General features: G+C 57.0%; 28 protein-coding genes. 8 read left to right on the top strand and 20 right to left on the bottom strand.

Annotated features, from left to right (window positions below; translation table 11 throughout):
• Positions 1-488: 488 nt before the first annotated feature.
• The 7 genes from WW58_RS04115 to WW58_RS04085 form a co-directional block, all read right to left on the bottom strand.
• Positions 489-1,238, bottom strand: a complete 750-nt coding sequence (locus tag WW58_RS04115; RefSeq protein WP_046435629.1) for an acyl-[acyl-carrier-protein] thioesterase — start codon at positions 1,236-1,238, stop codon at positions 489-491.
• A 179-nt stretch (positions 1,239-1,417) separates the two neighbouring features.
• A complete protein-coding gene (locus WW58_RS04110; RefSeq protein WP_046435825.1) occupies positions 1,418-2,350 on the bottom strand; it encodes a UDP-glucuronic acid decarboxylase family protein in 933 nt (310 codons plus the stop codon).
• A 240-nt stretch (positions 2,351-2,590) separates the two neighbouring features.
• Complete coding sequence (locus WW58_RS04105) at positions 2,591-4,228, bottom strand: sensor histidine kinase (protein WP_046435627.1); 1,638 nt, start codon at positions 4,226-4,228, stop codon at positions 2,591-2,593.
• A gap of 3 nt (positions 4,229-4,231) precedes the next feature.
• Positions 4,232-4,936, bottom strand: a complete 705-nt coding sequence (locus tag WW58_RS04100) for a response regulator transcription factor (protein WP_022197963.1) — start codon at positions 4,934-4,936, stop codon at positions 4,232-4,234.
• A gap of 100 nt (positions 4,937-5,036) precedes the next feature.
• On the bottom strand, positions 5,037-5,483 hold the full coding sequence (locus WW58_RS04095) for a hypothetical protein (protein WP_215833442.1): 447 nt from the start codon (positions 5,481-5,483) through the stop codon (positions 5,037-5,039).
• Entirely contained in the window at positions 5,465-6,457 is a 993-nt protein-coding gene (gene hemB / locus WW58_RS04090) for a porphobilinogen synthase (RefSeq protein WP_046435823.1), read from the bottom strand. The genes WW58_RS04095 and hemB overlap by 19 nt, the downstream gene beginning before the upstream one ends.
• Positions 6,458-6,514: 57 nt before the next feature.
• Positions 6,515-8,137: a hypothetical protein gene (locus WW58_RS04085; RefSeq protein WP_046435622.1), complete on the bottom strand. Its 1,623-nt coding sequence runs from the start codon at positions 8,135-8,137 to the stop codon at positions 6,515-6,517.
• Positions 8,138-8,396: 259 nt separating this feature from the next.
• Between WW58_RS04085 and thrS the strand changes: the two genes are divergently transcribed.
• The 3 genes from thrS (at position 8,397) to WW58_RS04065 (ending at position 11,299) form a co-directional block, all read left to right on the top strand.
• Positions 8,397-10,289 (top strand): threonine--tRNA ligase, encoded by a 1,893-nt coding sequence (thrS, locus tag WW58_RS04075; RefSeq protein ID WP_102732460.1) that lies wholly within the window; start codon positions 8,397-8,399, stop codon positions 10,287-10,289.
• Between the two features lie 39 nt (positions 10,290-10,328).
• Positions 10,329-10,967, top strand: coding sequence for a translation initiation factor IF-3 (gene infC, locus WW58_RS04070; RefSeq protein ID WP_012420765.1), 639 nt, complete (start codon positions 10,329-10,331; stop codon positions 10,965-10,967).
• Between the two features lie 113 nt (positions 10,968-11,080).
• On the top strand, positions 11,081-11,299 hold the full coding sequence (locus WW58_RS04065; protein WP_253821764.1) for a GNAT family N-acetyltransferase: 219 nt from the start codon (positions 11,081-11,083) through the stop codon (positions 11,297-11,299).
• Positions 11,300-11,424: 125 nt separating this feature from the next.
• Here WW58_RS04065 and WW58_RS04060 read toward each other — a convergent pair whose 3' ends face one another.
• Positions 11,425-12,657 (bottom strand): DUF418 domain-containing protein, encoded by a 1,233-nt coding sequence (locus WW58_RS04060; RefSeq protein WP_046435617.1) that lies wholly within the window; start codon positions 12,655-12,657, stop codon positions 11,425-11,427.
• Between the two features lie 4 nt (positions 12,658-12,661).
• A complete protein-coding gene (locus tag WW58_RS04055; RefSeq protein WP_046435614.1) occupies positions 12,662-13,837 on the bottom strand; it encodes a 1-deoxy-D-xylulose-5-phosphate reductoisomerase in 1,176 nt (391 codons plus the stop codon).
• A 288-nt stretch (positions 13,838-14,125) separates the two neighbouring features.
• Between WW58_RS04055 and coaD the strand changes: the two genes are divergently transcribed.
• Positions 14,126-14,635 (top strand): pantetheine-phosphate adenylyltransferase, encoded by a 510-nt coding sequence (gene coaD, locus WW58_RS04045; protein WP_022197972.1) that lies wholly within the window; start codon positions 14,126-14,128, stop codon positions 14,633-14,635.
• A 24-nt stretch (positions 14,636-14,659) separates the two neighbouring features.
• Here the strand turns inward: coaD and WW58_RS04040 are convergent, their stop codons facing one another.
• The 4 genes from WW58_RS04040 to WW58_RS04025 form a co-directional block, all read right to left on the bottom strand.
• Entirely contained in the window at positions 14,660-15,022 is a 363-nt protein-coding gene (locus tag WW58_RS04040; RefSeq protein ID WP_046435608.1) for a peptide chain release factor family protein, read from the bottom strand.
• On the bottom strand, positions 15,009-15,563 hold the full coding sequence (locus WW58_RS04035; protein WP_046435606.1) for a hypothetical protein: 555 nt from the start codon (positions 15,561-15,563) through the stop codon (positions 15,009-15,011). Before WW58_RS04035 ends, WW58_RS04040 begins: the two co-directional genes overlap by 14 nt.
• Positions 15,550-16,935, bottom strand: a complete 1,386-nt coding sequence (locus WW58_RS04030) for a UTP--glucose-1-phosphate uridylyltransferase (RefSeq protein WP_046435604.1) — start codon at positions 16,933-16,935, stop codon at positions 15,550-15,552. The genes WW58_RS04035 and WW58_RS04030 overlap by 14 nt, the downstream gene beginning before the upstream one ends.
• Before the next feature lie 98 nt (positions 16,936-17,033).
• Entirely contained in the window at positions 17,034-17,777 is a 744-nt protein-coding gene (locus tag WW58_RS04025; RefSeq protein ID WP_046435602.1) for a class I SAM-dependent methyltransferase, read from the bottom strand.
• A 155-nt stretch (positions 17,778-17,932) separates the two neighbouring features.
• Here WW58_RS04025 and WW58_RS04020 point away from each other — a divergent pair, with 155 nt between their 5' ends.
• Both WW58_RS04020 and WW58_RS04015 read left to right on the top strand, forming a co-directional pair.
• Positions 17,933-18,781 carry a hypothetical protein gene (locus WW58_RS04020; protein ID WP_046435600.1) on the top strand — a complete coding sequence of 283 codons (849 nt, stop codon included), beginning with the start codon at positions 17,933-17,935 and terminating at the stop codon, positions 18,779-18,781.
• 104 nt (positions 18,782-18,885) lie between these two features.
• Positions 18,886-19,476 (top strand): tetratricopeptide repeat protein, encoded by a 591-nt coding sequence (locus tag WW58_RS04015; protein WP_046435598.1) that lies wholly within the window; start codon positions 18,886-18,888, stop codon positions 19,474-19,476.
• Here the strand turns inward: WW58_RS04015 and WW58_RS04010 are convergent.
• From WW58_RS04010 to WW58_RS12930, 3 genes are read right to left on the bottom strand one after another with little or no spacing between them, the layout of a single operon-like run.
• Complete coding sequence (locus WW58_RS04010) at positions 19,446-20,315, bottom strand: LicD family protein (protein ID WP_046435596.1); 870 nt, start codon at positions 20,313-20,315, stop codon at positions 19,446-19,448. The genes WW58_RS04015 and WW58_RS04010 overlap by 31 nt on opposite strands.
• Positions 20,312-20,701 (bottom strand): glycerol-3-phosphate cytidylyltransferase, encoded by a 390-nt coding sequence (tagD, locus tag WW58_RS04005; RefSeq protein WP_046435594.1) that lies wholly within the window; start codon positions 20,699-20,701, stop codon positions 20,312-20,314. Before tagD ends, WW58_RS04010 begins: the two co-directional genes overlap by 4 nt.
• Before the next feature lie 46 nt (positions 20,702-20,747).
• Entirely contained in the window at positions 20,748-21,533 is a 786-nt protein-coding gene (locus WW58_RS12930) for a glycosyltransferase family 32 protein (RefSeq protein ID WP_215833444.1), read from the bottom strand.
• Positions 21,534-21,833: 300 nt separating this feature from the next.
• On the opposite strand from WW58_RS12930, the gene WW58_RS03995 reads away from it, so the two are divergent.
• A complete protein-coding gene (locus WW58_RS03995; protein ID WP_215833445.1) occupies positions 21,834-22,766 on the top strand; it encodes a LicD family protein in 933 nt (310 codons plus the stop codon).
• A complete protein-coding gene (locus WW58_RS03990; RefSeq protein ID WP_046435590.1) occupies positions 22,763-24,118 on the top strand; it encodes a Gfo/Idh/MocA family oxidoreductase in 1,356 nt (451 codons plus the stop codon). The genes WW58_RS03995 and WW58_RS03990 overlap by 4 nt, the downstream gene beginning before the upstream one ends.
• Here the strand turns inward: WW58_RS03990 and WW58_RS03985 are convergent, their stop codons facing one another.
• The 4 genes from WW58_RS03985 to WW58_RS03975 all read right to left on the bottom strand — a co-directional run bounded on the left by WW58_RS03985 (position 24,119) and on the right by WW58_RS03975 (position 26,915).
• Positions 24,119-25,078, bottom strand: coding sequence for a hypothetical protein (locus WW58_RS03985; protein WP_046435588.1), 960 nt, complete (start codon positions 25,076-25,078; stop codon positions 24,119-24,121). It lies immediately after the preceding gene.
• Positions 25,079-25,127: 49 nt separating this feature from the next.
• A complete protein-coding gene (locus WW58_RS12920) occupies positions 25,128-25,409 on the bottom strand; it encodes a hypothetical protein (protein ID WP_215833446.1) in 282 nt (93 codons plus the stop codon).
• On the bottom strand, positions 25,406-26,545 hold the full coding sequence (locus WW58_RS03980; protein ID WP_215833447.1) for an aminotransferase class I/II-fold pyridoxal phosphate-dependent enzyme: 1,140 nt from the start codon (positions 26,543-26,545) through the stop codon (positions 25,406-25,408). Before WW58_RS03980 ends, WW58_RS12920 begins: the two co-directional genes overlap by 4 nt.
• A gap of 73 nt (positions 26,546-26,618) precedes the next feature.
• On the bottom strand, positions 26,619-26,915 hold the full coding sequence (locus WW58_RS03975; RefSeq protein WP_046435586.1) for a hypothetical protein: 297 nt from the start codon (positions 26,913-26,915) through the stop codon (positions 26,619-26,621).
• Positions 26,916-26,923: the final 8 nt, after the last annotated feature.

The raw sequence follows: 26,923 nt of genomic DNA, 5'->3' as shown, positions 1-26,923 counted from the left end.
GCGCAAAGCGTGAGGGGAGCGAAAGTGGGAACGACGGCGCTGCAGCTGGGAGCCGGACTGAGCGTGCCTGTAGGAACGAAGGGAACCATCTACGTGAACGGGAACGCGGACATCCGTGACGGGTCCAGCGCGCTGAACGGAAGCGTCGGCTACCGCTACGACTTCTAACAAGAAAGAAAACACAAGGAGGGGGGGCCACCCCCGAAAGGCCTTCCTCCTGACCCTCCAGAGCCGCTCCGGAACAACTCCGGAACGGCTCTGTTGCCTGAGGAAAACCCCTGGGGGCGGCCCGGATGGGTCAAAAACAAAACAGCGGCAAGGAAAAAATACGCCGTCCCCACGGAAGCAATGGCCCTTTTTCCCCTCGTCCCCTCCCGTGAAACGCCTCATCCTCTCCTCAAATCTGTAAAAACGCGCCAAATGTTTCCGGAAGCCCTCTCCGCTGTCCGGAGCCGGAAAAGAACGGAACGCGAGCAATAGGGCCTTTTTTATGCGATTTCAGCGGTTTTCCATTCCAATACCGCTTCCGCCCGCAGTTCATCTCCGTGCATGAGGTGGTGGGAGGTGAGGGAGTCCCTGAAGAACAGCAGGGATTTCATGGAATCTCCCGCATGGGTTTCTTTTCTGAAATGCAGGTGAATTCCCGTCAGTTGGTGGTTCTTTAGCCAGGAGTCCGGAAGGGAGTCCAGAGCCCAGACCAGATAGGCGGCATTGTTGATGTGGCGGTTGAAATCCGTATCCCGGCGTTCCGCCGTCCATTCCCTTATCATCGGCAGAAGTCCTGAAATGTCCATGGATACCGGAGCCACCGTTTCTTTGCATGGGGTATCCGGGAAAGAGCTGATGTGCCTGTTTAATGGCACAGGACGCCTGCGGCGTATATCAATGACAGCCCACAGACAGCTTGCTGCAACGATGCAGTTGCCTTGGGCATCCCTGATTTCCAGGTTGCGGCGCGCCAGCAGAGGCGTTTCCTGGGCCGTCCAGGTTCGGAGTTCCACCGTTTCCTTCCACCGAGGAAGGCGGCTGACGGCCGCATCCAGGCGCACTTCCACCCATGCCAGGCTGCGGGACGTTACGAAATCATAGCCGAAACCCAGGCAGGAGGCATGGGCTTCCGCTATTTCCTGAAACCAGTGCAGAACCGTTTCCGGTTTCATCAGGCCATTCGCACCGCTTTCGTAAGTGCGGACGGTTGCCTGAACGGAATAGATTTCCTTGTTGCTGGCATATTCCATAACATCTTATGTTAGCGGAGGCGTTCTTTCTGAGCCAGTCAAAAACGGGTAATATCCGGCTGTTTGGCATGCCGCCCCCCGGTAAATGAATGGCTCCGTAATTTCCGGGCTGCCTGCCTTGGGGAGCGGCATGCAATGGAAATCCTTTCAGCAGCCGCTGAGGTTGACTTACCTTATTTCTAGAGAGTGCTCCGGAAATAGGCGATGGTCTTTTCCAACCCTTTTTCCAGCGTAATATGAGGCTTCCACCCCAGCTTTTCTTTTGCCAGCCGAATATCCGGTTTGCGCTGGGTCGGGTCGTCCAAGGGCAGAGGGCGGAATACTGTTTTGGAAGAAGATCCTGTCATTTCAATGACTTTTTCCGCCAGTTCCAGCATGGTGAATTCCTCTGGATTACCCAGGTTGACCGGGCCGGAAAAACCTTCCGTATCCATCATGCGCACCATTCCCTCCACCAGGTCGTCCACGTACTGGAAACTCCGGGTTTGTTTGCCCGTTCCGTAAATGGTGATGTCTTCCCCCTTCAGCGCCTGAACGATGAAGTTGGAGACAACTCTTCCGTCGTTGGGGTTCATTCGCGGTCCGTAAGTGTTGAAGATGCGGATGATGCGAACGTCCACCCCGTTCATGCGGCGGTAGTCCATGAACAGGGTCTCCGCGCATCTTTTGCCTTCGTCATAGCAGGAGCGGACGCCCACGGGGTTGACGTTTCCCCAGTAGGTTTCCGGCTGGGGATGGACCATGGGATCACCGTATACTTCGCTGGTGGAGGCCTGGAGGATTCTGGCCTTGCACCGTTTGGCAAGGCCCAGCATATTCAGAGCTCCCAGCACGGAGGTTTTCATTGTGTGGATGGGGTCAAACTGATAATGGGGAGGAGAGGCGGGGCAGGCCAGGTTGTAGATTTGGTCAACTTCCATGACATAAGGAACGGTAACGTCATGGCGTATTACTTCAAATCCGGGATAATCCGTCAGGTGGAGGATGTTTTGTTTGCTGCCCGTGAAGAAGTTGTCCATGCAGATAACTTCATGGCCTTCCCTGAGAAGCCGTTCACTGAGATGGGAGCCGATGAAGCCGGCGCCTCCGGTAATCAAAATCCTTTTGCTCATGATGGCATGTCCATGCGTTTGTTCGTTCCGCCGCGCCGGAAGGGAAGCAAGCGGAAAGTTTTCCCCAGTCCGTGCGTTGCGGTTCAATGTCACATATCCGTCACGGGAAGGCAAGCGCATAGCATCCCGGACGGAATATTACAGGAATGTCCGGGAAAGGCAGGGGGTGGACCAGGAAGGTTTTTCCGTACGGACCGGGAAGCGAATTCCGGTTGGTTCCCGGCTGTCCCGCCGGCAGGTTCAGGATTTGGGAATCGTCAGCAGAAAGCTGGCTCCCCCCAGGGTGCCGAATTCCAGTTTCAGGTCTCCCCCCAGGGAACGTGCCGTGTCCCTTGCCAGCGCCAGCCCCAGGCCTACGCCGGGTTTCCGGCTGTTGGTAGCGTCTTTTGTGCGCCGGAAGGGCTTGAAGACAAGCTTGCGGTTTTTCGGGGAAATTCCTGGGCCGTTGTCGCGGAAGCGGATGACGATGTTGTGGCGGTCCGCCTGGACGGTGAGCTGGACTTTGGCGTTTTCCCCCTTGGCGTATTTAATGGCGTTGGAAGTCAGGTTGTCCATAATCTGCTCTACGGAAACGGCATCCGTATGAATAGGAAGGATGCGGATGGGCTGGGCCAGGGCAAAGGAGAAGCTGATGTCCGCCTCCCGGAGGCGGCGTTCTATTTTTTCCGCAATGGGTTCAAAAAGCTCCTGACAGGTGAGCGTGTCCCGCGCGCGGCGAATAGCGTTCCGCTGAAGCCGGGAGTAGGAGAGCACGTTTTCAATCAGGTGTTCCAGACGACGGCATTCCCGCTGCATGTTGGCGTAGTATTCCGGCTTTTTCTGTTCCGGCACCATGCCGTCTTCCAGCATTTCCGTGTACAGGGAGAAGGACGTGAGGGGCGTCCGGAGTTCATGGGTGACGGCGGAGACGAAGTCCCCGCGGCGCTGTTCCAGGCGGAAGGTTCCCAGCATGAGCCAGATGACCCCGGCCGCACCCAGGAGCACCATGCTCCAGATGAGGGTGAGCGTCCAGGTCAGCATTTTTTTGTGGTCCTGAAGGGGAACGGCTCCGGCGTCTCCCGGAAGGAAAACCAGGGGGGCGTTGGCAAAGGGGAGTGCGCCCGCCTGCCGGGTTTCCTCCGGGGGCGGGGAGGACGGGTCGAAGGTTGCCAGGCGGCTGTGGGGAAGCAGCATCTTTACCTGGCCGGGCAGGCGTCTGTTCAGGTTGTCCATGTTCATCAGGGCCCCCTGCAAGTAAATGCCGCGGCTGGTATGCACCTGGCGCAGGATGTAAAGGTTCCCTCCGTCTTCCACGGGAACGAAGGAAGTGATAGTCTCCACTTGTGCCGGAGCACCGGATATCGTTGGCTCCGGTTCCGGAGATTCATGCAGAATTTCATTCCGGATATCCGTCCAGAGGTTTCCGCTGGACGGAACGGAGGTGAGGGAGGAGACCTTGCCGTTCAGCCGCTGGTAAAGGTCCTTCTGTTCATTCAGCCGCCCGGCAAGCTCCGGGGGAAGAGCGGGGCCGGTTACGCGCCCGGCAGGGGAAATCTGAATGAAGGCTGTAACGTAGTCCGGCAGGTAGGCGGCGAGATTGGAGTCACGGGTTGCTTCTCCGGAGGCCGGGGCGCCCATCCTCAGGTCATAGGGGCGTTTGTAGGCGTAAACCGGCTGGTATTCAAAATAGCCGCGGGCCTGTTCGAATGTGATGAAGGAGGTCAGAAGGCGGTCCATTTCCAGCTTGGCTTCATGGGCCAGGGCTTCCACCCTGATACGTTGTTCGGAATGCCCCGTTTCTTCCGCCTGCACCAGCAGAACATGGGTGAGCCATCCGAGCGTGCCGATGACCAGCAGCAGGCTGATTGCCAGCAGAATGATGCGTATGCGCCGGTTCACGGATCAGGAAACGAAGGATGAATTCCAGCGGTAGCCCTGGCTTCTAAGCGTTTCCAGGGGGGAGGCGGAGATGGCCCCGAGCTTGTCCCGGAGGCGCATGACGGTCATTTCCACGGAGCGCGTATCCGTCAGGCGCGGGTCCACGTCCCATACGCGCCGGAGCAGTTCGTCCCTCGTGATAACGCGGTTGGGGTGGGTGGCCATATAGGTGAGGAATTCGAATTCCCGCGCGGTCAGGGAGGTTTCCCTCCCGTCTTTAAAGGTGATCAGGCGGTTGGCGCTGTCCAGGGTGGCGCCGGGGATACTGATTTCCCGGAGCTGGCGCGGCCGTTCCGGAGACCTGCGCAGCACGGCCTCGATGCGGGCGAGCAGTTCCCGGATGCTGAACGGCTTGACAATATAGTCGTCCGCCCCCAGCTTGAGCCCCTGCACGCGGTCTTCCTCCTCTCCACGGGCCGTGAGCATGATGACAGGCGTTCCGGGGCGTTCCTCAGACATGGCCTGCAGCACCTGGAATCCGTCCGCGCCCGGCATGGCCACGTCCAGCAGGGCGAGGTCGAAATTGCGTTCCCGCACGGCATGGATGGCGGCCAGGCCTTCTTCCAGAGCCAGCACTTCGTAGCCGGATGCGGTCAGAACGTCCGTCAGGGCATGCCTGATGCTGTCGTCGTCCTCCGCAATCAGAATGGTATAGGCTGAATCACTCATCGTTTGATTCTATAAAACCACAATGTTTCACCTGTTGTATAGAGAAACCTGCGCCCTTTCAGTAACAATGCCATAACAGGCCGGCTTCCCGGGGGCATCCTCAGTTATGCCGGAGTTCCCGGAAGGGGGGAGGAAGGCTGCCTGAGGGAATTTCAATGGCCTCCATGGGGCCGGGGACGATTCCTTCAAAGAACGGCGTGCCTTTGTAGGAAAGGATGATTTTGGAATGCACCATGCCGCCCGTAGTCTGGCGCAGGAAATCCGCATCCCGGAAGACCAGGAGCGTCTTTCCGTTTTCCCCGGGTACAGGACGGCACTGGAAATCGCCAAGCGGTGTTCCGTCAGCCGCCGTCATCTGGACGGGCAGTATATAGGCTTCCGAAAAGGAAGGAGCGTAAACACCCCAGAAGGAAGTGAGCGCCATAACGACGACGATCACGATGCCGACAATGATTTTTGTGGAGGTGGACATGCGGGGGGCGGTGTTCTGACCCGTACGTCCACCTCCGGTACGGTGGCCGCGCGGCGTCAGCGTTGTTGAAGCCATTCGGCGGCCTGGGGGGCGTAATACGTAAGGATCATATCGGCCCCGGCGCGCCGGATGGATATTAGAGTCTCCAGAACTGTTTCCCGTTCATCCAGCCAGCCGGAAGCTGCGGCGGACTTGATCATCAGGTACTCCCCGCTGACATGGTAGGCGGCTATGGGGAGGGTCACATGCTTCCGCATGGCGGCCATAACGTCCAGATACAATGTGGCGGGTTTCACCATCAGGATGTCCGCTCCCTCCGCTTCATCCAGCTGCGCTTCCCTAAGGGCTTCCCGGATGTTGCCGGGATCCATCTGGTAGGTTTTTTTATCCCCTGCCTTGGGCGCGCTCTCCAGAGCTCCGCGGAACGGCCCGTACAGCGCGCTGGCGTACTTGGCGGTATAGGCCATGATGGAAACGTCGTCCAGGGCTTCGGAATCCAGGGTGGCGCGGATGGCGGCCACGCGGCCGTCCATCATGTCGCTGGGGGAGACGATATCCGCCCCGGCATCCGCGTGGCACAATGCCTGGCGGCAGAGAACCTCCACGGAATCGTCGTTAAGGATTTCCATCGTTCCGTCGGAGCGGAATTCCACCAGGCCGTCATGGCCGTCGGAATTGTAGGGATCCAGGGCTACGTCCGTCATGACGGTGATGCCTGGCACTTCGCTTTTGAGCGCGTAAATGGTGCGCGGGATGAGGCCGTCAGGGTTGCAGGCTTCGCAGGCGTCCGGCGTTTTTTTCTTATCCGGGATGGCTGGAAAAAGATCCAGCGTCCGGATGCCCAGATCCATCAGGCGCTTGGCTTCCTCCACCAGTCCCTTGACGCTCCAGCGCGTGCAGCCCGGCAGGGAGGGGATGGGCTGGTTCCCCGTCCCTTCATGGACGAAGACGGGATAGATGAGGTGTTCCGGGGAAAGGGAGGTTTCCCGGATAAGGCCCCGGATGTTGGCGGATTTTCTGTTGCGGCGAGGCCGTATCGGTAGATTCATCATGGTGTGGTAATGAAAAAGTTTTTAGGAATGCATGGCGTTCCGGAACGGATATGCTCAGGGAGCCTTGGGGGCCTCCAGTTCCAGCGGCTGTTCCGCATCGGCCCCGGCGAGCATCCAGCCGCCGTCCGTGTTGATGAAGTGCAGGTTGTTGACGGAGAATTCATTTCCAACTGCTGTACGCACGCCGATGGTGGCCTTGATTCCGGCGCAGCCGTCTCTGGCGGCGGGAACATACGCCGCTTTGACTTCGGGAACGTCTTTTTCCCTTACCCCGGTGTGCGGGGAGGGAATCCTGCCCATGACTGTTTTCAATTGGGAGAGCGCATCTTCAAATTCCTTCACGGAGGCGAAGTGAGACGGGGCCAGCATGCGTATCATGGACAGGCTGTCCCGGTTCGCCAGGGCACGGCCGGCGGCGGTTACGGCCTCTTCCGGCGTGGGAAAGGACAGCGGAGGATACGTCCGGTGGAAATCCGCCATGATGCGGGCGGTGGTGGATTCGTCCGGTTTCAGATTCCAGGAAGCGAAAGCGTCCGTCAGGTTCATCTTGAAGACGGGAAGGCCGTCTGTGGGATCCTTGGTTTTTTCCAGCGCATAGCGGTAAATAAGAGCGGGTTTGTCTATGTCCGGCATGCTCATGCGCGGCGGCAGGATGGTCATGGCTCCGATGCTGTGGATGTCCTTGCCGTTTTTCTTCGCGTTGTTTTTATTGGCTTCCTCCTGCAGGTCCTCTTCACGGCTGTTCGGGACCATCTGGTCGTCCGGGTGGGGACTCAGGGGAACCAGGATGGTATTCGGAAAGGTCATGAAGCTGAGGTGGGTAGGCTGGATATAGCGGTTTTCCTCCCTTCTGTCCTGGAGGCGCATGGCCTTGACCACGGGAATGAGGCGTGCGCTCTGGGTAATGGCGGATTCCGTATAATACGGGGAAACGAGCAGGGCGGCGATGAGGGCCGGGTTATTCCCCTTCACGGCCCGGATGAGCAGGTTCTTGAGTTCGTCGTCCGTTGTTCCCTTGACGTTTTCCTGGCGGAAACGCTTGATATGTTCCAGGGCGGCTTTAACGGCGGCTACGGAGTACTGGTGTGCGAGGACGAAAATTTTCTTCTTGGCCTCCGAGGACAGTTTTTCTGCTTCTCCCCGGATGCGGTCGTCAAAGGGAAGGAATGTGTTGTCAAAGCTTCCGGGAGTCAGGGACGCCTGCCACCGGCCTTCTTTTTTCACCAGGGCCACGGCGGTGGCCGCATAAACGTACGGGTTGGCCTTGTCCGGCAGCAGGATGTAGGCCATTGCCAGGTCGCCTTCGGCAATGATGGAGTCTTCATCCACAAAGGGTGGACGTTCCGGGGCCGCTCCGGTGACATACCCTTGAACCGCCTCCATGCGGGAAAGGATGCTTTTCAGCCTGAGTTGGCTTACAAAGGGGGAAGTGGCGGGCAATGACTTGTACGGCTCGTGTTTCCAGTCCGTTTTTTCCTGAAGGGCGCGGAGCAGCAGTTTGGCCGCGTTCAACGGTGTGCTCTGGTTCGGAACGGGGCCCGTGGACGGAGCCTTGTTTTCCGCAGCCTGATCCATATTGATCCGGAAACGGACAGGAGCGCCCTCTGGCGGCTGGCCGCCCCGGGAAAACCCGCAGCAGAGGCAGAGGCAGAAAAGGGAGAGGGGGAGGATGTTCATGACCGCTGGCCGCCACTATGGCATAAACGGCTGCGGGTGTAAATCATTCGTTGGGAATGTTGACGCGGCTGTTGCCGCAGGGCGGACAACCCTGAACTCCGGGGAAAAGCGAACGAAAAGGGGGGAAGGATGCGTCCCGGAAGAAGAATCCGGAAGCCGGAGGAAAAGGCTTTTCCGCGGCGTTCATGCCTTGAATTTTCGGGAAGAAGGTCTTTTTGCATTTGCCAACAGCGTTTAAGAGAGGTTTACTGATGCGCGTATGTCCGAACACAAGGAAAGAAAGACTCTTGAAGAACGCCAACAGATGTCTGATTTGGAACGGCTGCGCCACTCCTGCGCGCACGTTCTGGCTACGGCCATTTGCCGCCTCTGGCCGGATGCCCAGCTGGCCGGCGGGCCTGCCGTGGATAACGGTTTTTATTACGACGTGGAGCTGGACCACCGCATCAGCACAGAGGACTTTGAACGCATTGAGGAGGAGATGAAAAAAGTGGTGAAGGAAAACCAGGTTTTCCAGAAGGAAGTCATTTCCCGCGCGGATGCCATGAAAATGGCGGAATCCGGGGAGCTGGGCGCCCTGGGCCCCCGCAGTGAGCCTTCCCGCTTCAAGATTGACCTGTTGAACGACATCCCGGAAGACGAGGAGATTTCCCTCTACCGAAACGGGGATTTTACGGACCTGTGCGCCGGTCCTCACGTGGGCCGCACGGGCAACTGCAAGGCATTCAAAATCATGAGCGTGGCGAGCGCCTTCTACAAGGGGGACAAAAACCGCCCCATGCTCCAGCGCATTTACGGCACCTGTTTCCCGAACCGCACCCAGCTTGACGAACACCTGGAACGGCTGGAAGAGGCGCGGCGCCGCGACCACCGCAAACTGGGCCGCGAACTGGGCCTGTTCTGCATTGACGAATCCGTGGGGCAGGGGCTCATCCTCTGGAAGCCCAAGGGGGCTCTTATCCGCCGTTCCCTGCAGGACTTCATCACGGAAGAGCTGGACAAGCTGGGCTACTCCCAGGTGTACACGCCCAACATCGGCAAGCTGGACCTGTACCGCACATCCGGGCACTTCCCGTATTACCAGGAAAGCCAGTACGCGCCTATCCCGGAACGGGACGCCATGGAAAAACTCAGCCAGGAGGGGGCTTCCTGCGCGGAACTGTTCAACGGCCTGGCCACCGGCACCATTGAGGGCTATATGCTCAAGCCGATGAACTGCCCCCACCACATCAAGATTTACGCGAATGACGCCCACTCCTACCGGGACCTTCCCGTGCGGCTGGCGGAATTCGGCACGGTGTACCGTTGGGAACAGAGCGGAGAGCTGGGCGGTATGACGCGCGTGCGCGGTTTCACGCAGGATGACGCCCATATCTTCTGCACGCCGGACCAGCTGGCCGGGGAAATCCGCCAGTGCCTGGGCATCGTGAAAACTATTTTCGGCACGCTGGGCATGACTGACTACCGCGTGCGCCTTTCCATGCGCGACCCGGAAAGCGACAAATACGTGGGTTCCCCGGAAAACTGGGACAAAGCGGAACAGGCCCTGCGGGAAGCCGCGGAATGGCTGGGGGCGGACTACAGCGAGGAAGCTGGGGAAGCCGCCTTCTACGGCCCCAAGATCGACTTCATCGTGCGCGACGCCATCGGCCGCGAATGGCAGCTGGGCACCGTGCAGGTGGACTACAACCTGCCGGAACGCTTTGACCTCCATTACACCGGAGCGGACAACAAGCCGCACCGGCCCGTGATGGTGCACCGCGCTCCCTTCGGCTCCATGGAACGCTTCACGGGGCTTCTGATTGAACACTTTGAAGGGAAATTCCCCACCTGGCTTTCTCCGGAACAGGTGCGCGTGCTGCCCATCTCCGACAAGGTGACGGACGTGGCCGCCGCGCATCGCGCCGCCCTGTCCGCGAGGGGAGTGCGCGTCACGGTGGACGAAACGCCGGATAAAATCGGCGCCAAAATCCGCAACGCCCGCCTGGACCGCGTTCCCTACATGCTGGTGCTCGGCCAGCGGGAGGCGGAAGACGGCACCGTCTCCGTCCGCCACCGGGACAAGGGGGATCTGGGGGCGATGCCCTTTGAGCAATTTGCGGACCTCGTGGCCCGGGAAATCGCGGAGCGTCATATTTCTCCCGTGATTTGAGTTGCCAAGTTATTCCTTTTAGTTTAGTAGTATCCGGACGTGCCAACCAAGCCAACGAAGAATAATGACGGAAATCGCCGCCGTGACCGCGGCGATCAGACTCGGATCAATGAACGGATTCGTGCGCCCCGCGTGCGGGTAGTGACTGCCAACGGCGACCAGCTGGGCGTCATGAACACGCGCGACGCGCTGGAAAAAGCCAAGGCTCTTGGTCTGGACCTGGTGGAAGTGGCCGGCAATGCCGATCCGCCCGTATGCCGCGTGGTTGATTACGGCAAGTACAAATACCAGCAGGCCAAACTCCAGAAAAACAACAAGAGCCGAACCGTCAAGCTTAAGGAAATCAAGCTCCGCATCGGTACGGATACCAATGACTATAATGTGAAAATGGCCCGTACGGAAAGCTTTCTGGATCATGGCCACAAGGTCCGTTTCCAGCTCCGTTTCCGCGGTCGTGAGAACGCCCACCAGGAGCTTGGCTACGATGTCTTCAACAAAGTCATCGCGGACATGAAGACCATGGCGCAGGTGGACCAGGCCCCGCGCCTGGCCGGCAACACCATGCACATGGTGCTTTCCCCGCTCCCCGCCCAGCAGCGCGTGAAGAAATTCACCGCCCACCTGGATAAGGACTTCGATTCCGAAGACTCCGCCTTTGACGCGGAAGACGACGAGTAAAACGGCATTTTTTCTTTTTCAGGCTTTCCGCCCTTATAAGGCGGAAAGCCTTTTTTACGGGAGAATGCTTTTCTATAGAGACCCGGGGAATTCTCCCGGAGGCACTGGAGGAATTGTTTCTTTCCGTTCAATGGGAATCTGGAAACCGTCTGGAACGCCTGGAGAAGGTATTGATCCATTACGAGGCTGTGTTCTCCGCTTGGGATGAGAACAGACTGGCGGGGCTGGTAGCCGTCATGGATGACGGAACCATGACGGCTTATGTCCATTACCTGCTGGTGTATCCTAGGTACCAGGGATACGGTGTCGGTTCGTGGCTGCCGGGTATTTAAGCATCGTTCTCACTTCCTGAAGGGCAGGAATGGTTTTATTCCGGGCCGGACGCAGGAGGCTATGCGTTCTATTCCTCCTACGTTCGGAGAAATCGGGATGGAACGGGAAGAAGGTGAATAATATCTCAATTTTCTTTGGACATCCGTTTGCAGAAAGGCTGCATGCGGCACATGGTGGCGGTGCGCCAGAGCCATTCCAGGGGGCCGTACAGGAAATGGCTTAGCCAGAGGCGGCAGGCCCATGCCTGGAGGAGGAAGACGGCCACGGCCGCGCACAGGCATGGCCACGGTCCCATGTCCTGGGCCAGGCCCAGCCCCCACCCGAAGAAGAGGAAGGTGAAGACCAGCGTCTGGGTGACGTAGCAGGTCAGCGTGCATTTGCCGGCGCTGCTGAGCAGCCGGGTGGGCAGGGGAAGGCCGGGATGGGTGAACAGCAGGACGGCGGCGGAGACGAAAGCCGCGGTATAGAAGAGGTTTTCCCATGGGTGCAGGAGACGGGCTGCATCCGCTTCCAGAGGGGCGCCCAGCTGCGGGATGAGGTACAGGCGCATTGCCAGCAAAGCCAGGAACAGGAGCCCGGCCACGCCCAGCGTCCGCAGGAACAGGCTGCGTTTGTTGGGCGCGTCTTCAAAGGCGCGCCATCTGCCCGCCAGCATGCCCAGGATGAAGAGGCCCAGCGTCTGCCAGAGGCGGCCGCTGAGCAGGAAGAACTGCCATTTGCCCGCCTGGCCCTGCGTCAGGTTCCACAGGGCCGCCTGACCCCAGCTGCCGTGGGCGTACAGGAATTCCCGCGTGGGGCCCGCAGCCGGGGAGCCCGTATGGAACCAGCCGGAGGAGTGGGGCCACCAGTCCGCCAGCCCGGCATGGTTCAGCAGGTCCATAAGCATGACCGGCTGAATCAGGCACAGGGCGCAGAGGGTGATGAGCAGGGGAGTCCCGCATTTGTAGAGCATGACCAGGGCAAAGCCCAGGGTGCCGAAGAGGGTGAGGATGTCTCCGTCATAGAACAGGGTATGCGCCAGACCCAGCAGGAACAGGAGCGTCAGGCGCCACATGAAGCGCTTCCGGAAGTCGATTCCCTGCTGCTCCCGCCTGTCCAGCTGGATGAAGAAGCTGAGTCCGAACAGGAAGGAGAAGAGCAGGAAGGATTTGCTGACAAAGAGATGTTCATAGGCCCAGTCCGCCGCGCTGTTGGCCGCAGCCTGCCATCCTTCCGCCGGGGGCATGGGGAGATAGAGGTTGAAGTGGTCGTGCGTGTGGACGATGACGATGCCCAGCAGGGCCAGAGCCCGGAGGATATCCAGAATGGTGATGCGCGCGGCCGGGGGAGGCGTTCCGGCGGGAGTCCGGGCGGTCATGGCGTCAGCAGGGGCGGGAAAAGGATGGGAGCAGTTCCGCCGCGCGCCTCCTGGCCCATTGGTCTGCTTCCAGAATGGGGGCCAGTTCCCCGCGGGGATCCGCCGGGGTGTGGTCGTCCATGACGGCCTCCACCAGTTTCCAGATGCCGGGGAAAGAGATTTGGCCGTGGATGAAGGCATTCACCGCCGCTTCATTGGCGGCGTTGTAAACGGCTGCCAGGGTGCTGTTGCCGGCTCCGGCCCTGCGCGCCAGGTCCAGGGCGGGGAAGACATCCGTGCGGGGGGCCTCGAATACCAGCCGGCCGATTTCCGCGAAATTGAGCTGCTTCAGGGAGTTGGGAACGCGGTCCGGCCATGTGACGGCGTACTGGATGGGGAAGCACATGTCCGAGCTGCTCATCTGGGCCAGCACCGTGCCGTCCCGGTATTCCACCATGGAGTGCACGATGCTCTGCGGGTGGACGATGACGTCCACTTTTTCCATGGGAACGTCAAAGAGCCAGCGAGCCTCAATCATCTCCAGCCCTTTATTGAACAGGGTGGCGGAGTCTATGGTGATTTTGCGGCCCATGCTCCAGGTGGGATGCTTGAGGGCCTGTTCCAGCGTAACGTGTTCCAGGTCTTCCCTGTTCCAGGTGCGGAAGGGTCCGCCGGAGGCCGTCAGAATCAGGCGGGAGACGGCTTCCGGGCCGCCGTGGTTGCCGTTCAGGCACTGGAAAATGGCGTTGTGTTCGCTGTCCACCGGAAGCACCTGCACACCGGCCCGGCGGGCTTTTTCCATGACGATTTGCCCGGCCATGACCAGAATTTCCTTGCTGGCGATGGCCAGGTCCTTGCCTGCTTCAATAGCGGCCAGCGCGGGTTTGAGACCGGCGGTTCCCACGATGGAGATTAACACCATGTCCGCCTCCGAGAGCTGCGCCAGGCGGCACAGCCCTTCTTCTCCCGTTTCCACCTGCGCGCCGGGGAGCGCGCGCGCCAGCTCGTCCGCTCCGGACGGGTTAAAGATGCATACGCTGCGCACGTTGAATTCGCGCGCCTGGCGGGCCAGCGCCTCCACGCTGGTTCCTGCGGCCAGCCCCACGATTTCCATTCTGTCCGGAATATCCCGGGCGACTTTCAGAGCGCTGGTTCCGATGGAACCGGTGGAGCCCAGGATGACGACGCGTCGTTTCTGCATAACGGAGAAGCATCATGCAAAAAATACGGTCCCTTGACAAGCCGGGGGGATGAAAATTTTCCCCGTGCCGCATGGGCCGTTTTCCCGTCAGCCCGGTTTTATTCCGGCGGGCCGGGGAAAGGCCGCCACGCGTTCGTGCCGCAGGCGGTTTGTGCCGTGGGTTGCTGCGTTCCTGCTGGCTTGTCAAGCAGGGAGGGCGGGAAAAGAGCGGGCCTGGAACGTGAAGGAATGTTCCGCCGCATGGAAAAGGGTTGTATTTTCCTCCGGAGGGCGTATAGGATGGCACGAATGAAGCGCATCGCCGTGTATGCCGGTAGTTTCGACCCTCTGACCAATGGTCATTTATGGATGATCAGGCAGGGCGCGAGGATGTTTGATGAGCTGATTGTGGCCATGGGCGACAATCCGGACAAGCGTTATACGTTTTCCCATGAGGAACGCATGGATATGCTGCGGGTGGCTCTTTCCGATATGCCGGATGTGCGCATTGCCGAGTTCCACAACCGCTTTCTGGTGGATTTCGCCAATGAACACGGGGCTACGTTCATGCTGCGCGGCATCCGTTCCACGCAGGATTACGAGTATGAACGCGTGATGCGCCATATCAATGCGGATATGGCCCCCAAGGTCTGTACGGTGTTCCTGATGCCTCCCCGGGATACGGCGGAGTTGTCCTCCAGCATGGTGAAAGGGTTGATTGGGCCGGAAGGCTGGGAGAGCCAGGTGAGCCGCTATGTCCCCCACAATGTATTCGCCATGTTGAAGGAGAAGTACCGTGAGGTTTTTCCGCGTTCCTAGCGGAGATTCCGGATTTCCGTTCCGTTATTCGCTGTCCGGTGGAGAGGGGGCAGGTGCGGAACGCCTGAGCCTCCTTCTGTCTTTCTGCTTTCTCATGCGCTGGATGACGCGGGCCCTGGCGGCGCATCGGCCCGTTTGCATTTGTTCTACAGCATCGCACAGTTCCCTGCGCGCCAGAAAGCGGTTGAGTTCCCTGGATCTGTCCGCATGGCATTTGACGGCGATGCCCGTGGGCGTGTGCCTGAGGTAAACGCAGTTGTTGGTTTTGTTCACTTTTTGGCCGCCGCGTCCGCTTCCGCGGACAAAGCTTTCCTCCAGGTCCTGCTCACGGATGCCCAGGGCTTCCATCCGTTCCTTGAGAGCCGCCAGTTTTTCAGGCCTGACCATAGCCGGAAGATTGCAGGGTGTTGACGCGCTGCCGGACCGCATGGGCCAGCATGTCCCGGCTGGCAGACGTCATGGGGCGGAGGCTGACGGCAACGGTTGAACCGTCAGCCAGGCGGAGGTTCAGCCGGCCGCCTTCCCGGTCCGCAGAGCGAATCTGCTGCCAGAAGAACCATTGCATGGCGCGCCGCGCCCGCAGAAAGGGCAGGATTTCCACGCCCACCGGGGTGACGATGACGGCCGCGTGTTTCAGGCAGCGGCGCCCAGCGGCCAGGCAGAGGACGGCGGGAACAAGCGCCGCGGCCTGCATGGCCCACAGGGGGGCGGGCAGGTACGGGGTGATTGTATCATATCCCGTGAGCTGGAGGAAAGCGGCGGTGGCTGCCAGAAGGAACCCCGCCGCCGTCAGGATGGCGCCTGCCCGGTTCCGGGTGAAGCGCAGTTCCCTCTTTTGGACGGGAATGTGGCGGATGTCTTCCACGCCCAGCCCGGCCTGGACCGGACGGGGCGCGGAAGCGGGAGTATGGCGTTCAGGCTCCGGCATAGACGCCCGGGAGGATTTCCTTCGTTTCGTCGGAATCGTTTTCCATCAGCAGGGTGCCCCGGAGAACGGCTCCGTCATGGAAGTGGAAGCGGCCGCGCAAGGTCAGCTTGTCCATGCCTGCCAGGGAGGGCAGGCCCAGCCCGTCCAGGGAATCCACCAGCTTGTACAGTTTGGCATCCAGGTCCACTACCGGGGTGTTGCCCTGCCGTTCCGGAGCCAGAGCCACGTTGCCGTGTTCATCCACAACGATGGCGTCCGAACGGAGCAGGAACAGGTCGGAAGTGGTCTTGACGGGGAAGAAACGGGAACGCGGGACATTGACGGCCCTGGCTCCCGGGAAGCATTCGATGCCCGCGCCCATGGCCGTTTCCAGCTGGTACACCGGGGCGGATTCCGGATCGCGGGGGTTGAGCGTTTTTTTATTGCGGATCATGGGCAGCGGGAGCACGCCGCCGTTGGCGTCCAGAATTTCCTTGAGGGCGTCCAGGCGTATCCAGAGCGTATTGGTGTTGAAGTAGCGGTGCCTGGAGATATTCTGGAATTCGGGAATGTCCTCATCCGGGCACTGAGCCACTTCCCGCAGAATCAGCTGGCCGTCCGACTTCCTGACCGCCAGGTGGCCGCCTTTCCTGTCCGCCTCCGTGCGGCGGGTGACTTCCATGACGAAGGGGGCGCCGCTTTCCGCAAACCAGCGGAGGAAGTTCATGTCAAGCTGGGCGCCCAGATTGTCGGAATTGGAGACAAAGGCGTATTTAACGCCATCCGCCAGCAGGCGGTCCAGCCAGCCGGACCCCAGCAGGGCCGGATACAGGTCCCCATGGCCGGGCGGGCACCATTCCAGCTCCGGCTGCTCCGGGCAGCTGGCCGGGGAGAGGCCGTCCGCCAGAATTTTAGGAACGCGGTTCTGCATCAGTTCCACCTGGGCAGGGTCCGCAAAGCCGTCCGCCGCGTATTTTTCCAGGTAGGCCAGCGTGTCCGCGCTGGTGGAGAAAGAATTCATCAGCAGAAGGCGCACCGGCGTGCCGGAGATGGAGCGCAGATGCTTCACCTGCCTGACGATCAAATCCAGGAACGTATCCTCTCCTTTTATTTTCAGCAGGCTTTTCGCTTTCTGGAGGCCCATGCTCGTGCCGAGGCCGCCGTTGAGCTTGATGCAGACGCACCGGGCAATCAGGTCCTTGTCCGCCGCGGGGGTGGAGGCTGTGATGTTCTGCCAGTCTTCCACCTGGTCGGCGGGCAGGATGTCCGTTTCCGGAATCATGCCGGAGTGGTTGGAAACAAGGGCTTCGTAACAACGGGAGAAAGCGTTGACGGCCGCGGCTGAAACGCCGGCAGACTCCATCTTTTCCGCAAAAGGAGTGAACGTACTCATTAATGGCTTTTGTACAAAATGCCCGGAGGCGGCTCAAGCATTATCAGCGTATCCGGAATGCCCGCGCATTTTCTTTTTCCTGTGGGGGCTGCTCCGGATTATCTGACTGCCGTCACCCGGATGCGCCGGTAGTCCGCCACCCATTGGGAACCGTCCCATAACTCATCTTTCAGGGAATTTTCCATTTCCTTGAAAATCTGGATGCGCTGTTCTTCGTGGAGGTTGTTCAAGTCTTCCCGGAAGAATTGGTTGGCCCAGTTGCGCAGGCCGTCAGGACCGTCTTTCAGCGGCGTGGGGCGGTCAAATTCCTTCATTGTTTCCGGGCGGAACCCGGCTTGTTCCAGCACGCTGCCGTATTCTTCCGCGGAGGGAAAGTAAAAACGCGTTGTGTACGGGAGGCCCCTGCGTTCCAGGGCTGTCCGGAATGCTTCCCTGATGCGGAGAATATTGAAGCGGGCTCCGAATTCGCAGACCAGTTTCCCCTGTGGTTTCAGGACGCGGTAAACGGCATTTAAGAGAGTTTCCTGATCAGGTATCCAGTGGAAGGCCGCATTGGAGAAAACGATGTCAAACCTGTTGCGCCAGGGCATGAGGCGGGCGTCCAGCACGCGGAAGTCCATGCCGGGATAGAGCCGGCGGGCTGTTGCTATCATTTCCGGAGAGGAGTCCAGGCCGGTGACGGATGCCGATTTTTCCAGCAGGGCGTGCGTCAGCGTACCGGTTCCGCAGCCCAGGTCCAGAATGGACTGTTCTGGATTTTCCGGTACGCAGGAGAGCAGCTCTCTGCCGTATTCCGCGACAAAACCGTGTTTGTTTTCATACCATTCAGCATTCCAGTCCATGACCTCTCCATCGTAGGGAAAAAGGGATTTTTTTCAAGAAAGACTCTGTCTTGTTTTCATGGCATTTCTCCCGGAGGCGCTTTGTCCATTTCTCCGCGCCGTGCCGGGATTCTTCCTTGCGTTGGCGGCCGGGAAATGATTAAGATAAACTTACTATGAAAGCAACAGCCCTGTTCCTGGCGGCTTCCGCCCTGGCCGCGGTTTCCGCCGGCGCCTATGACGGATACGGTTATGACCCCCGGCCCGCGAGTTCCTATAACAATACCATCAGCGGAGCGGCCCACATCGGCTATGATTCCCGGTATGCCTATAAGGACGTGGTGGCTTCCTCCGTGTTGAACCGCAGCGGCGTGTTTAACATCGGCGGCGAGCTGAACCTCAACCTGGCCAGGGACTGGAAGCAGGAAATCGGCGCGGAATACATGGCTTTCTGCGACGGGCTGCTGAGCGACAAGGACGCTTTTGACGCCAGCTGGAAGGCTGTCAAGGAGCTGTTCCCCAATCTTTCCTTCCGGGGCGGGTATGAGTTGAATTACGGCGGCCTTCCGGGGTATTTGAGCAAGCATATGGGGAAGGCTCCCCATTCCCTCGCCCAGTCCGTCACGGCGGGGCTGGCGTATGACGATCCGGGCCACGGCTATTTTGGCTCCCTGGATGTGCAGTACGGCTTTTACGGCATGATCGGCTGGCGCGTTGACCTGAACGCGGGCAAGCGCTGGAGCGGCCTGATTCATGAAAAGGTGGATCTGGAGCTGAGCGCCGGAACAGGTTATTCCTCCAGTTACTGGGGGCCCGGCGTAGCCGGGTTTGACCAGGTTAACATCAAGCTGGCGGCTCCCGTGCGCGTAACGGGCGTGGACTCCAGCCGCGGGTTCCGGGTTATTCCCTTCATCCAGCTTGACTGGGCGGGGAACACCCGTTCCGAAATCCGCCGCTACGCCGGCATGAACGCGATTGAGGATTTCCGCATCCGTGTGGGCGTGGAAGCCGTTTACCGTTTTTAAGCGGATGCTCCGCGGCCCCTTTCACCGGGAAGGGCCGCGGAGGCCGTTCCCTCCCCTTCCGGGGGCGTATGCCCCCACTCCCCGGCTTCCCTGAATCCCCTGCCATGTTGAAAATGATTTTTCTGCTGGCCCGGCGCATATTTATACGGCTGCTGCTGGCGCTGCTTCCGCTGGGCCTGTTTATGTTCCTGGCGCAGGCCATTCCCCTTTCCCCGCTGCAATCCCTGCTGGCGCTGGTTCCGGTGATTGCCTTTGAAGTGTGGCTCGTCATCAGGCATCTGCTGCCCGTCATGGGGGAGCTGGTGACCAAGACGCTGTATTCCTCCAATATTACTACGGATGAGGAAGTGCTGGTGGAGGCTTCCAGGCGCATGCTGAATTCCGGGGATCCCCAGGGCGCTCTGGAATTGCTGGAACGCTACCGGAAGGAGAATCCGGGGCTGGTGCGTTCCTGGCTCATGGAATCCAGCCTGCTGAACGATATGCGCCGGTACGCGGATTCCGTCAACGTCCTTCAGAAAGGTCTGGAATACGGAAGATGGCGCAAGGAGGACCGGGCTCTGTTCCTGTACAAGATAGGAGCCATTTACGAGTCCCAGCTCAATGCTCCGGACAGGGCCCGGAAATATTGGGAGGAAGCTGCGGATAAATATCCCGATACGGCCTATGGACGCTCCGCCCTGGACAAACTCTGACCGGAATCGGGAACGGAGCAAGGGTTTTTGATATAAATTTCGCCCGGCGTTATGTGCGTGGGGATTCTTTTTTCCGGAGGCGGCGGAGTCATGTAATTTCCGTACACGCAACGCAGGTAGCCATCGGCGTTTCCCATGGCGTCAAATTGGAATCCTTCAAAAGGCACGGCTTGATTTCCTTGATAATACGCGCCGGGAACTTTTTCTTTTGTGCCATATCCCCAGATGACATTGCCGGCCCAACGGGATTTTTCCCATGAATAGCGTCTGGCGATCCAATGACTTATTTTGTTCCAGCGGGAGGACGCCGCGCCCAAGGTGAGCGTTTTAAACATGAACAGAAACAACTGTTTCGGAAGGCTCCTGCCTTTTACCCGCAGATGAAGGCTGGCCAGCGTGGTGGCATGGCGGAACAGTCTGTGAAGGTATAGATAGGCGTTGGCGGCAATGAGGGATTTCGGCATGCCGTCAAGAGGGAAAATGTCAATGTGCAGTCCTATGCGGACTCTCTCTTTTCCCTTTCCAACCATGATGGTGCGGGTGTCTTCCAGTTTCATGAACGGGTAGAAGTAATCCGGCCTGGTGCGGGAATCATTTAATTCCAGATGAGCCGGATGCGGAGAAGTGTGGTAAAGCTGAAACAGCCGTTCATAATCTTCCCGGGGCATAAGTACGTCAATGTCATCATCCCACGGAATGAAACCCTGATGGCGCAATGCCCCGATCAGGCTTCCCGCGTATAGGGAATAACGTAAATTTTCTCTGTGGCAGAATTGATGAAATTCCTGTAAGATCTCAACCAGAATCCGTTTCGCCTGGGGTGCGGAGATTTCTTTCATCGGATTTTCAGATGATTTTTTATCCGGGTCGTGGAAATTTCCGGAGTCCGTTCCAGGTAGACGACTTCACATATGTCTTTTAGAAAATCGAATTTTCCTTCCCAGTCATTTCCCATGACAAAGATGTTGACGTTGTGCTTGATGATGTCTTCCCGCTTCTGTTCCCAATCATTTTCCGGGATGATCAGGTCCACGTACCGAATGGCTTCCAGCATTTGCCTGCGGTGTTCGTAATGGAAAAAAGATTGCTTGTTTTTGATGGCATTGAATGAATCCGAAGAGAGGGCGACAATCAGATAATCCCCCAAGGCTCTGGCCCGCCGAAGCAAGTTGATATGGCCGTAATGCAACATGTCGAATGTGCCGTAGGTAATCACTTTTTTCATAATGATTTGTTTTGATCCATAGCAGGGTTGGTTTGAGCAAGAGTGCTTACGCCGATAGTGGACTGGGCGCCTTTTCCCGGCGCCACTCGTATTCCTTTTTCAGGGATATGCCTTTGAGGGCCGCTTGATAGCAGGCATAAAATTCATTTTTGCGTAATGCAATGGCTGTGTTGATTTTCCGCTTAAGCCACTTAATTTGGTGGCTGCTCCTCATGTTCAGGGCAAAATAAGAGCCGTTGTCCGGTTTCCAGGAACCGCAGCAGTGGTGAATGGAAAAGCCGCGGGAGCGTATCAAGGCCGGCTGTTCAAAAAATTCCTTGGGATAAATGGTCACCAGGTCATTGCTCCAGGTTTTTCCGTTTAATAAAAAACCGGGAATTTCGTTAATGAAATAATCTGTATAGACGGTGTTGGAGACAGGCCAGCAATCCGGTTTAATTTGATCATATAAATCAAGCAGATTCATGCAGACCGGGTGATGAGGCGGGGCATAGAGAAAAGCGGTGCCGAGAGCGCAATTATAAATGTATCCCAATGAAAAACGATGATTTACAGGAAGAAGGGATAAAGGCTTAACTAGTTCTATATCGCAGTCCAAATAAAAGCCTCCGTGCTCCGTTAAAGCCTGAAGGCGTACGACGTCTCCTAAAAACCCCCATTTTTTTTGTTCCAGACATCTTCTGCCAAACTCAAAAGCGGATACATCAATATTGTTTTCGTTCCATTCAATCAGTTCAAACTCCGGGTTGAGGTCTTTCCATCTTTGCACATTGTCCAAAACGGCGTTGGGAACAGGGCCGCCAAACCAGCAATAATGGAGCTTTCTGATCACGTGATTGAGAAACTTATTTTCCTTTCACTCTGCGGATTGCCTATCCGCTGTCATGCTCCGAATAGTTGAATTCCAAGATTGTCAAATGGTTATTATCTCCTACCCCTTTTTATTTTTCCGTTTTTTCCACAATCAAAATTCTCCTATCATGTTTTCATTCAGATTTTTCTGTTGACTTCTGATAGGCAATCCGCTATCCAGCGGCAAGGCAAAGAAACAGAGGGTAGTAGAGTTCATTTTTATTTCAAAAGCGGAGTTTTTTACAGACTGAATATGGCAGGACTGGGGCGTATGAAATACATGGTGCTTTGCAATCTTCCCTACCGTTTGCGGAAAATCGCCGGACGGGTCGCGAAGAAATGCAGGAGAAGGAGGGACCGGTCCCTTGATGCGAAGCTGGAGGATATCCGCAATCTGCTTATTTATAACCACCCTATTTCCTCAGTTCCTCCGGCTACGGGAAAGTTGAGGCTTCTTCAGGACGGCAATACGGTTTTGCTGGCTCTTTTTGCGCGCAAATGCCGGGAAAACGGGCTGCGGTACTGGCTGGATTACGGGACGCTGCTGGGGGCGGTAAGGCACAGGGGCTTTATTCCGTGGGATGATGATCTGGATGTGAGCATGATGAGGCCGGAGTTTGACCGCCTGCTGGAGCTGCTTCCCGTTCTTTTTCCCCGTGAGGAAGGATTCACCTGGAATAGGCACGCCTTTCTGCAAATAGGGTATGAGGGCACCCCCCTCAACCTTGATGTGTATCCCTATCATTTTTATTCAGAGAGTCTTTCATCACCGGAACGGCATGAGAAGCTGGACAGGCTTATGAGCGGATTTAAGAAAGACGTGGTGCTGGTAGGTGCCAGGATGAACCTGACCGATGAACAGGTGCAGGAGAAAATCCGCCGGGATGTTCTGGAAGGAAGGGATGCCGCCGGGGAAGAAGAAGCCCCCGGGATTTTTCTTTCTCCTGCCATTACGTTTACAAAAAACACGCACCTTTCCTATGAAACGTTCTTTCCCCTTGGCTCCGCGGAATTTGAGGGGGTGATGTTTTCCGTGCCCAACCATGCCCGTCAGTACCTGCAATTTTTTTACGGCGATTACCTGTCCTATCCGGAACGCATCCAGTTCAAGCATCCTTCCGTGAAGGCCATGGTGGAGAAGGTTCCTTTTGAGGCGGCGGTCAACCGTTTCATTGACGTTTACGGAAAGAGGATTGATGCGCCCAGGCCATGAAAACGGTTATTACCTACGGAACTTTTGATTTGCTCCATACGGGGCACATGAATCTTCTGAGGAGAGCCCGGAAACTGGGGGACCGGCTCATCGTCGGCGTAACTACGGACAGCTACGACCAGAGCCGGGGCAAGCTGAATGTCATGGAGAGCCTGGAGGAGCGCATGGAAAATGTGCGGAAGACCGGTCTGGCGGATCTCATTATTAAAGAAGAGCTGGAAGGGCAGAAGATCCATGACATACGGAAGTACGGGGCGGATGTTTTTGTGATTGGCTCCGACTGGTCGGGGAAATTTGACTATCTTCGCGAGTATTGCGAGGTGGTTTACCTGGAACGCACCAAGGGCGTTTCTTCAACAGACCTCCGTTCCGCCAGGAATCCCATTGTTTATATGGGAATTGCAGGGCACGGGCGCATAGCGGGCCGTTTTCTCCGGGAGTCCAAATATGTCAGCAATATTGAAATAACAGCCGTTTTCGGAAGGAATAAGGAGAGAGTCCGCCGTTTTGCCGAGTCTCATGCTTTGCTGGAATATGATACGGAATATGAGCAGTTCTTGGACCGGGTTCATGCCGTTTACATTGCCGTTCCCCATCATCTCCATTATGAAATGGCTAGGAGGGCCCTGTTGCGGGGGAAACACGTGTTGTGCGAGAAGCCCCTTGCCCTTGCCCGGGATGAGGCGGAAGAGCTGTTCCGGATTGCAGCGGAGAAAGGAGTCGTTTTACTGGAAGCGCTTAAAACTGCGTTTTGCCCGGCCTTCCAGCAGTTGACCAGTTTGGCGGGCAGCGGCGTCATTGGTTCCATTAAGGCGGTGGACGCCACGTTTACCAAGCTGATAGAGGATGAAACCGCCAGGGAATATGATCCCATGCAGGCCGGAGGCGCGTGGACGGAGCTGGGTTCCTATCCCGCTTTTGCCGTCGGGAAGCTTCTGGGGACCGATCCCCGCAGGGTCCGTTTTGTGACTTGCAGAAATTCTCATACGGGCGTGGACGTGTTCACGCGCGCGGAATTTCTTTATTCCAATGCAGTAGCCACCGCCACGGCAGCCATAGGCGCCAAGCAGGAGGGGGACTTGTGCATTACCGGAACGGAGGGGTATATTTATGTGCCGGCGCCGTGGTGGAAGACGGAGATGTTTGAAGTGCGGTTTGAGGATTCCCGGCTCAACAGGAAGTATTTTGCCAATTTTGAAGGGGACGGGCTGCGTTATGAGCTCGGCGTGTTTTTGCGCCTGATTCACGGCTGTCATCATGGCAACCGTCTTTTGACCCGTGAGGATTCCATGTTCATGGCTGATGTTGCCTCCCGCTTCAGGCGTGGGGAATGTGTTGATGAAATCAGCTGATCAGGACAGGCATGCCGTTTGCCGGAAATGAAAGGAGGGAGATTTTTCCTTCTGCTCCTCAACATGAATCAGGCGGTCGTAGATGTGCTTGGCGAAGACGATATCGTGGAGGCCCAGCCCGATATTGTAGCTGAGGATGCGTTCTTCCGGAGACGTTCTTCCCGCTGTTTTTCCGGCCAGAACCGGAGCTATTTCCCCAAATTGACGGAAGCGCTCAAAATGCCGGAAATTCTTAACATGGTCACGATCATCGGCAAATACCTTGTCAAAAAACAAATCACAATTTTGGAATCCCTTTGTATGTACGGGGATAACAGTAATGCCTGGTTTGAAACAGCTGTCTTCGGCAAGGATGCCCTCCGCATTAGTAATGCAGGAAATGACGGCATCTGTTCCATCAATGAGGCTATTGATGTTTTTCACTTCTTCAAAACGGACGTTGCTGTGGCATTGGAATTCTTCAATGAATTGGGGAACATGCGTTTTGTAGGAAAGAAGACGCACCGTGAAGTTTTTTTCAGGATATAACGCCAGAATGCATGCCATAGTGGCGCGGGCCGTATTTCCCAGCCCCATCAGGGAAATTGTCTGGAAATCCTGTCTGGCGAATGTTTGAAGGGCGAGGGCGGCTACTGCTCCGGTACGGGCGTTCGTGACCCAAAAAGCGTCCATAAGAGCCAGAAGCTCTCCAGTATGATAATCGTAAAGTAGTATTTCCCCATTAATGGTTTTGGCCCGTTCCGGGTAACGCGTTACAATTTTTACCCCCATGGCGTTCAGGCCGGGGACGATGCAGGGCATCGTATTCATGAATTTTCCTTCTTCAAAGGCGATGCTTGTTTTATGGGGAAGGAATACAGGTTCTTCCTCCTTGATATGGAAGGACTCTTTTACCCATTGGATTGACTGCCGGGGAGAAATATTGAGGGAGGAAATAATTTCGTGAGGAATTGTCAGCATGGTAGGGGGATTAGAGTAAAAACGGCGTTTGGAAAAAGAGAGCTAATGACTAGTTTGAATGCATGGAACACATCTCGTGCATGGCCCGGACCAGGGCATCATTGTCGGTTGCGTCCCTGACGGCGACACGGATGAATTCCCTGCCTTCAAATCCTTTTTTCCGGCTGCAATCCTTAACAAGGATGGAGTGGTTTTTCAGCAGAAGGCCGGTCAGGGTGCGAGCTTTCATGGGGGGCTTGACCTCGCACATGAAGTAGTTTGCCTGGGAAGGGAACACGTTCAGGAAAGGCACGCGGGAGAGTTCCTGCATGAAGCGGTCCCGTTCTTTCATGAAACGGTTGCACGCACGTAGGATTGCTCATATTTCCCGAAGATTTGCATGTAGAATTCCGCAATGGAATTGATGTTCCAGATGGAAACGTCTTTTTTGAGCCATGCCGCCAGTTCCCTGTCCGCGGAGGCCAGAACACCCAGGCGGAGACCCGGAACGCCGTAGGATTTGGAAATGCTTTTTACCACGGTCAGGTGGGGATATTCTTCCAGGATGTCGTCTTTCAGCAGCGTATTGTCCGGCATTCCGCAGGAGAAGTCTACAAAGGATTCATCCACGATCAGGCGTACGCCGCGGGTTTTTGTCCACTGGCAGAGGCGCAGCACATCGCCTTTCGGCAGGAAGAAGCCGGAAGGGTTTCCCGGATTGACGAGGAGCAGGGTACCAATGTCTTTCCCGGAAAAAAATTCCATCAGGTCGTCCGCCGTGTAAGTGAAATTCCGGGAAGCAGTATGGAAGGGCACCACCATATCTGGATTCAGCCGGTTGGGATATTCCTCAAAGGTAGGGTAGATGACCCCCATTTTCCCCTCCAGGCGGGACATGAGCGCCTTAATGAGTTCCGCCGCGCCGTTGCCGATGCAGATGTATTCCTGGCTGATGCCGAAGTATTTTGCCGCCAGCAGGCTATTGACCCTCATTCCGGACGGGTATTCCCTCACCAGGCGTTCAAAATTTGCCTTGAGTTCGGACATGAGGCGTTTGTTGGGGAAATAGGGGTTGACCAGGTAGCAGAAATCCCTGATGCGGGGATAGCTCCAGTAGCCTCCGTACCGGGATTCCATCAGGCGCAGGTGTTCTTCCCTGTCCGGGGTGAATATGGAAGCTGCGATGTCCAGGTCCTGGATGTCGTCTATTTCATACCATGCTTCGCCGCCGAGGCGCAGCGCCTTGATTTCCGGCTTGTCCAGCAGGGCGATGACCCGCAGCACCTGTTCGTAATATTCATTATTGCCCAGGGCTTTGCTGTAGGCTGTAAGAAAGGGGACGTAATGGGTCCGGGAGAATTCCCTGCTGAATTTGTAAATATTGACGGTTTTAAAATATTCCGTCTTTTTCTTGTAGGAGAATTTGCTTCCGGGAATGAATTGCCTGATGTTGTCGTCTTCATCCAGCGTGACGACCGTGCCGTCCATCCAGCTTTCAAATTTGGCGACGAGGGCAAGGCTGGGATAGGGGTGGCGGAGCAGGGCGTCAATAACGGAGTCTTCAAAAATCAGGTCTTTTCTTTTTACCCGTGTAATATTCCATTAACATATTCTTACAGAAATTTTTACTTTGACGGCGGATGCTCAATCCGCTTGTCGCCAATATAGTGGAAAGGGTCGGATAAGGTTTGTCCGCCATTTTGGAAAAAGCAGTTTTACGATGATGGAACGGGTGTTTTTCTCCGAAAAGAACGGCTTGTTTTTCATTGACTTGTAATAAGTGGGAGATAAAGATTCTGAATCTGCCGGATGTGCTTTTCTGGAAAAATGAAGCATAGCCCGCGTGTTTTTTGACCAAATTTACCT

The organism is Akkermansia sp. UNK.MGS-1 (genome assembly GCF_000980515.1).
GTDB lineage: Bacteria > Verrucomicrobiota > Verrucomicrobiia > Verrucomicrobiales > Akkermansiaceae > Akkermansia > Akkermansia muciniphila.
This window is presented reverse-complemented; position numbering and strand designations above follow the sequence as displayed.

What these genes read in the sequence shown, in the direction of transcription:
- WW58_RS04115 (WP_046435629.1), bottom strand. Translation starts at nt 1,238, where the DNA reads ATGGAATATGCCAGCAACAAGGAAATCTATTCCGTTCAGGCAACCGTC.
- WW58_RS04110 (WP_046435825.1), bottom strand. Translation starts at nt 2,350, where the DNA reads ATGAGCAAAAGGATTTTGATTACCGGAGGCGCCGGCTTCATCGGCTCC.
- WW58_RS04100 (WP_022197963.1), bottom strand. Translation starts at nt 4,936, where the DNA reads ATGAGTGATTCAGCCTATACCATTCTGATTGCGGAGGACGACGACAGC.
- WW58_RS04095 (WP_215833442.1), bottom strand. Translation starts at nt 5,483, where the DNA reads ATGGCTTCAACAACGCTGACGCCGCGCGGCCACCGTACCGGAGGTGGA.
- hemB (WP_046435823.1), bottom strand. Translation starts at nt 6,457, where the DNA reads ATGAATCTACCGATACGGCCTCGCCGCAACAGAAAATCCGCCAACATC.
- WW58_RS04085 (WP_046435622.1), bottom strand. Translation starts at nt 8,137, where the DNA reads ATGAACATCCTCCCCCTCTCCCTTTTCTGCCTCTGCCTCTGCTGCGGG.
- thrS (WP_102732460.1), top strand. Translation starts at nt 8,397, where the DNA reads ATGTCCGAACACAAGGAAAGAAAGACTCTTGAAGAACGCCAACAGATG.
- WW58_RS04060 (WP_046435617.1), bottom strand. Translation starts at nt 12,657, where the DNA reads ATGACCGCCCGGACTCCCGCCGGAACGCCTCCCCCGGCCGCGCGCATC.
- WW58_RS04055 (WP_046435614.1), bottom strand. Translation starts at nt 13,837, where the DNA reads ATGCAGAAACGACGCGTCGTCATCCTGGGCTCCACCGGTTCCATCGGA.
- coaD (WP_022197972.1), top strand. Translation starts at nt 14,126, where the DNA reads ATGAAGCGCATCGCCGTGTATGCCGGTAGTTTCGACCCTCTGACCAAT.
- WW58_RS04040 (WP_046435608.1), bottom strand. Translation starts at nt 15,022, where the DNA reads ATGGTCAGGCCTGAAAAACTGGCGGCTCTCAAGGAACGGATGGAAGCC.
- WW58_RS04035 (WP_046435606.1), bottom strand. Translation starts at nt 15,563, where the DNA reads ATGCCGGAGCCTGAACGCCATACTCCCGCTTCCGCGCCCCGTCCGGTC.
- WW58_RS04030 (WP_046435604.1), bottom strand. Translation starts at nt 16,935, where the DNA reads ATGAGTACGTTCACTCCTTTTGCGGAAAAGATGGAGTCTGCCGGCGTT.
- WW58_RS04025 (WP_046435602.1), bottom strand. Translation starts at nt 17,777, where the DNA reads ATGGACTGGAATGCTGAATGGTATGAAAACAAACACGGTTTTGTCGCG.
- WW58_RS04020 (WP_046435600.1), top strand. Translation starts at nt 17,933, where the DNA reads ATGAAAGCAACAGCCCTGTTCCTGGCGGCTTCCGCCCTGGCCGCGGTT.
- WW58_RS04015 (WP_046435598.1), top strand. Translation starts at nt 18,886, where the DNA reads ATGTTGAAAATGATTTTTCTGCTGGCCCGGCGCATATTTATACGGCTG.
- WW58_RS04010 (WP_046435596.1), bottom strand. Translation starts at nt 20,315, where the DNA reads ATGAAAGAAATCTCCGCACCCCAGGCGAAACGGATTCTGGTTGAGATC.
- tagD (WP_046435594.1), bottom strand. Translation starts at nt 20,701, where the DNA reads ATGAAAAAAGTGATTACCTACGGCACATTCGACATGTTGCATTACGGC.
- WW58_RS03995 (WP_215833445.1), top strand. Translation starts at nt 21,834, where the DNA reads ATGGTGCTTTGCAATCTTCCCTACCGTTTGCGGAAAATCGCCGGACGG.
- WW58_RS03990 (WP_046435590.1), top strand. Translation starts at nt 22,763, where the DNA reads ATGAAAACGGTTATTACCTACGGAACTTTTGATTTGCTCCATACGGGG.
- WW58_RS03985 (WP_046435588.1), bottom strand. Translation starts at nt 25,078, where the DNA reads ATGCTGACAATTCCTCACGAAATTATTTCCTCCCTCAATATTTCTCCC.
- WW58_RS12920 (WP_215833446.1), bottom strand. Translation starts at nt 25,409, where the DNA reads ATGAAAGAACGGGACCGCTTCATGCAGGAACTCTCCCGCGTGCCTTTC.
- WW58_RS03980 (WP_215833447.1), bottom strand. Translation starts at nt 26,545, where the DNA reads ATGGACGGCACGGTCGTCACGCTGGATGAAGACGACAACATCAGGCAA.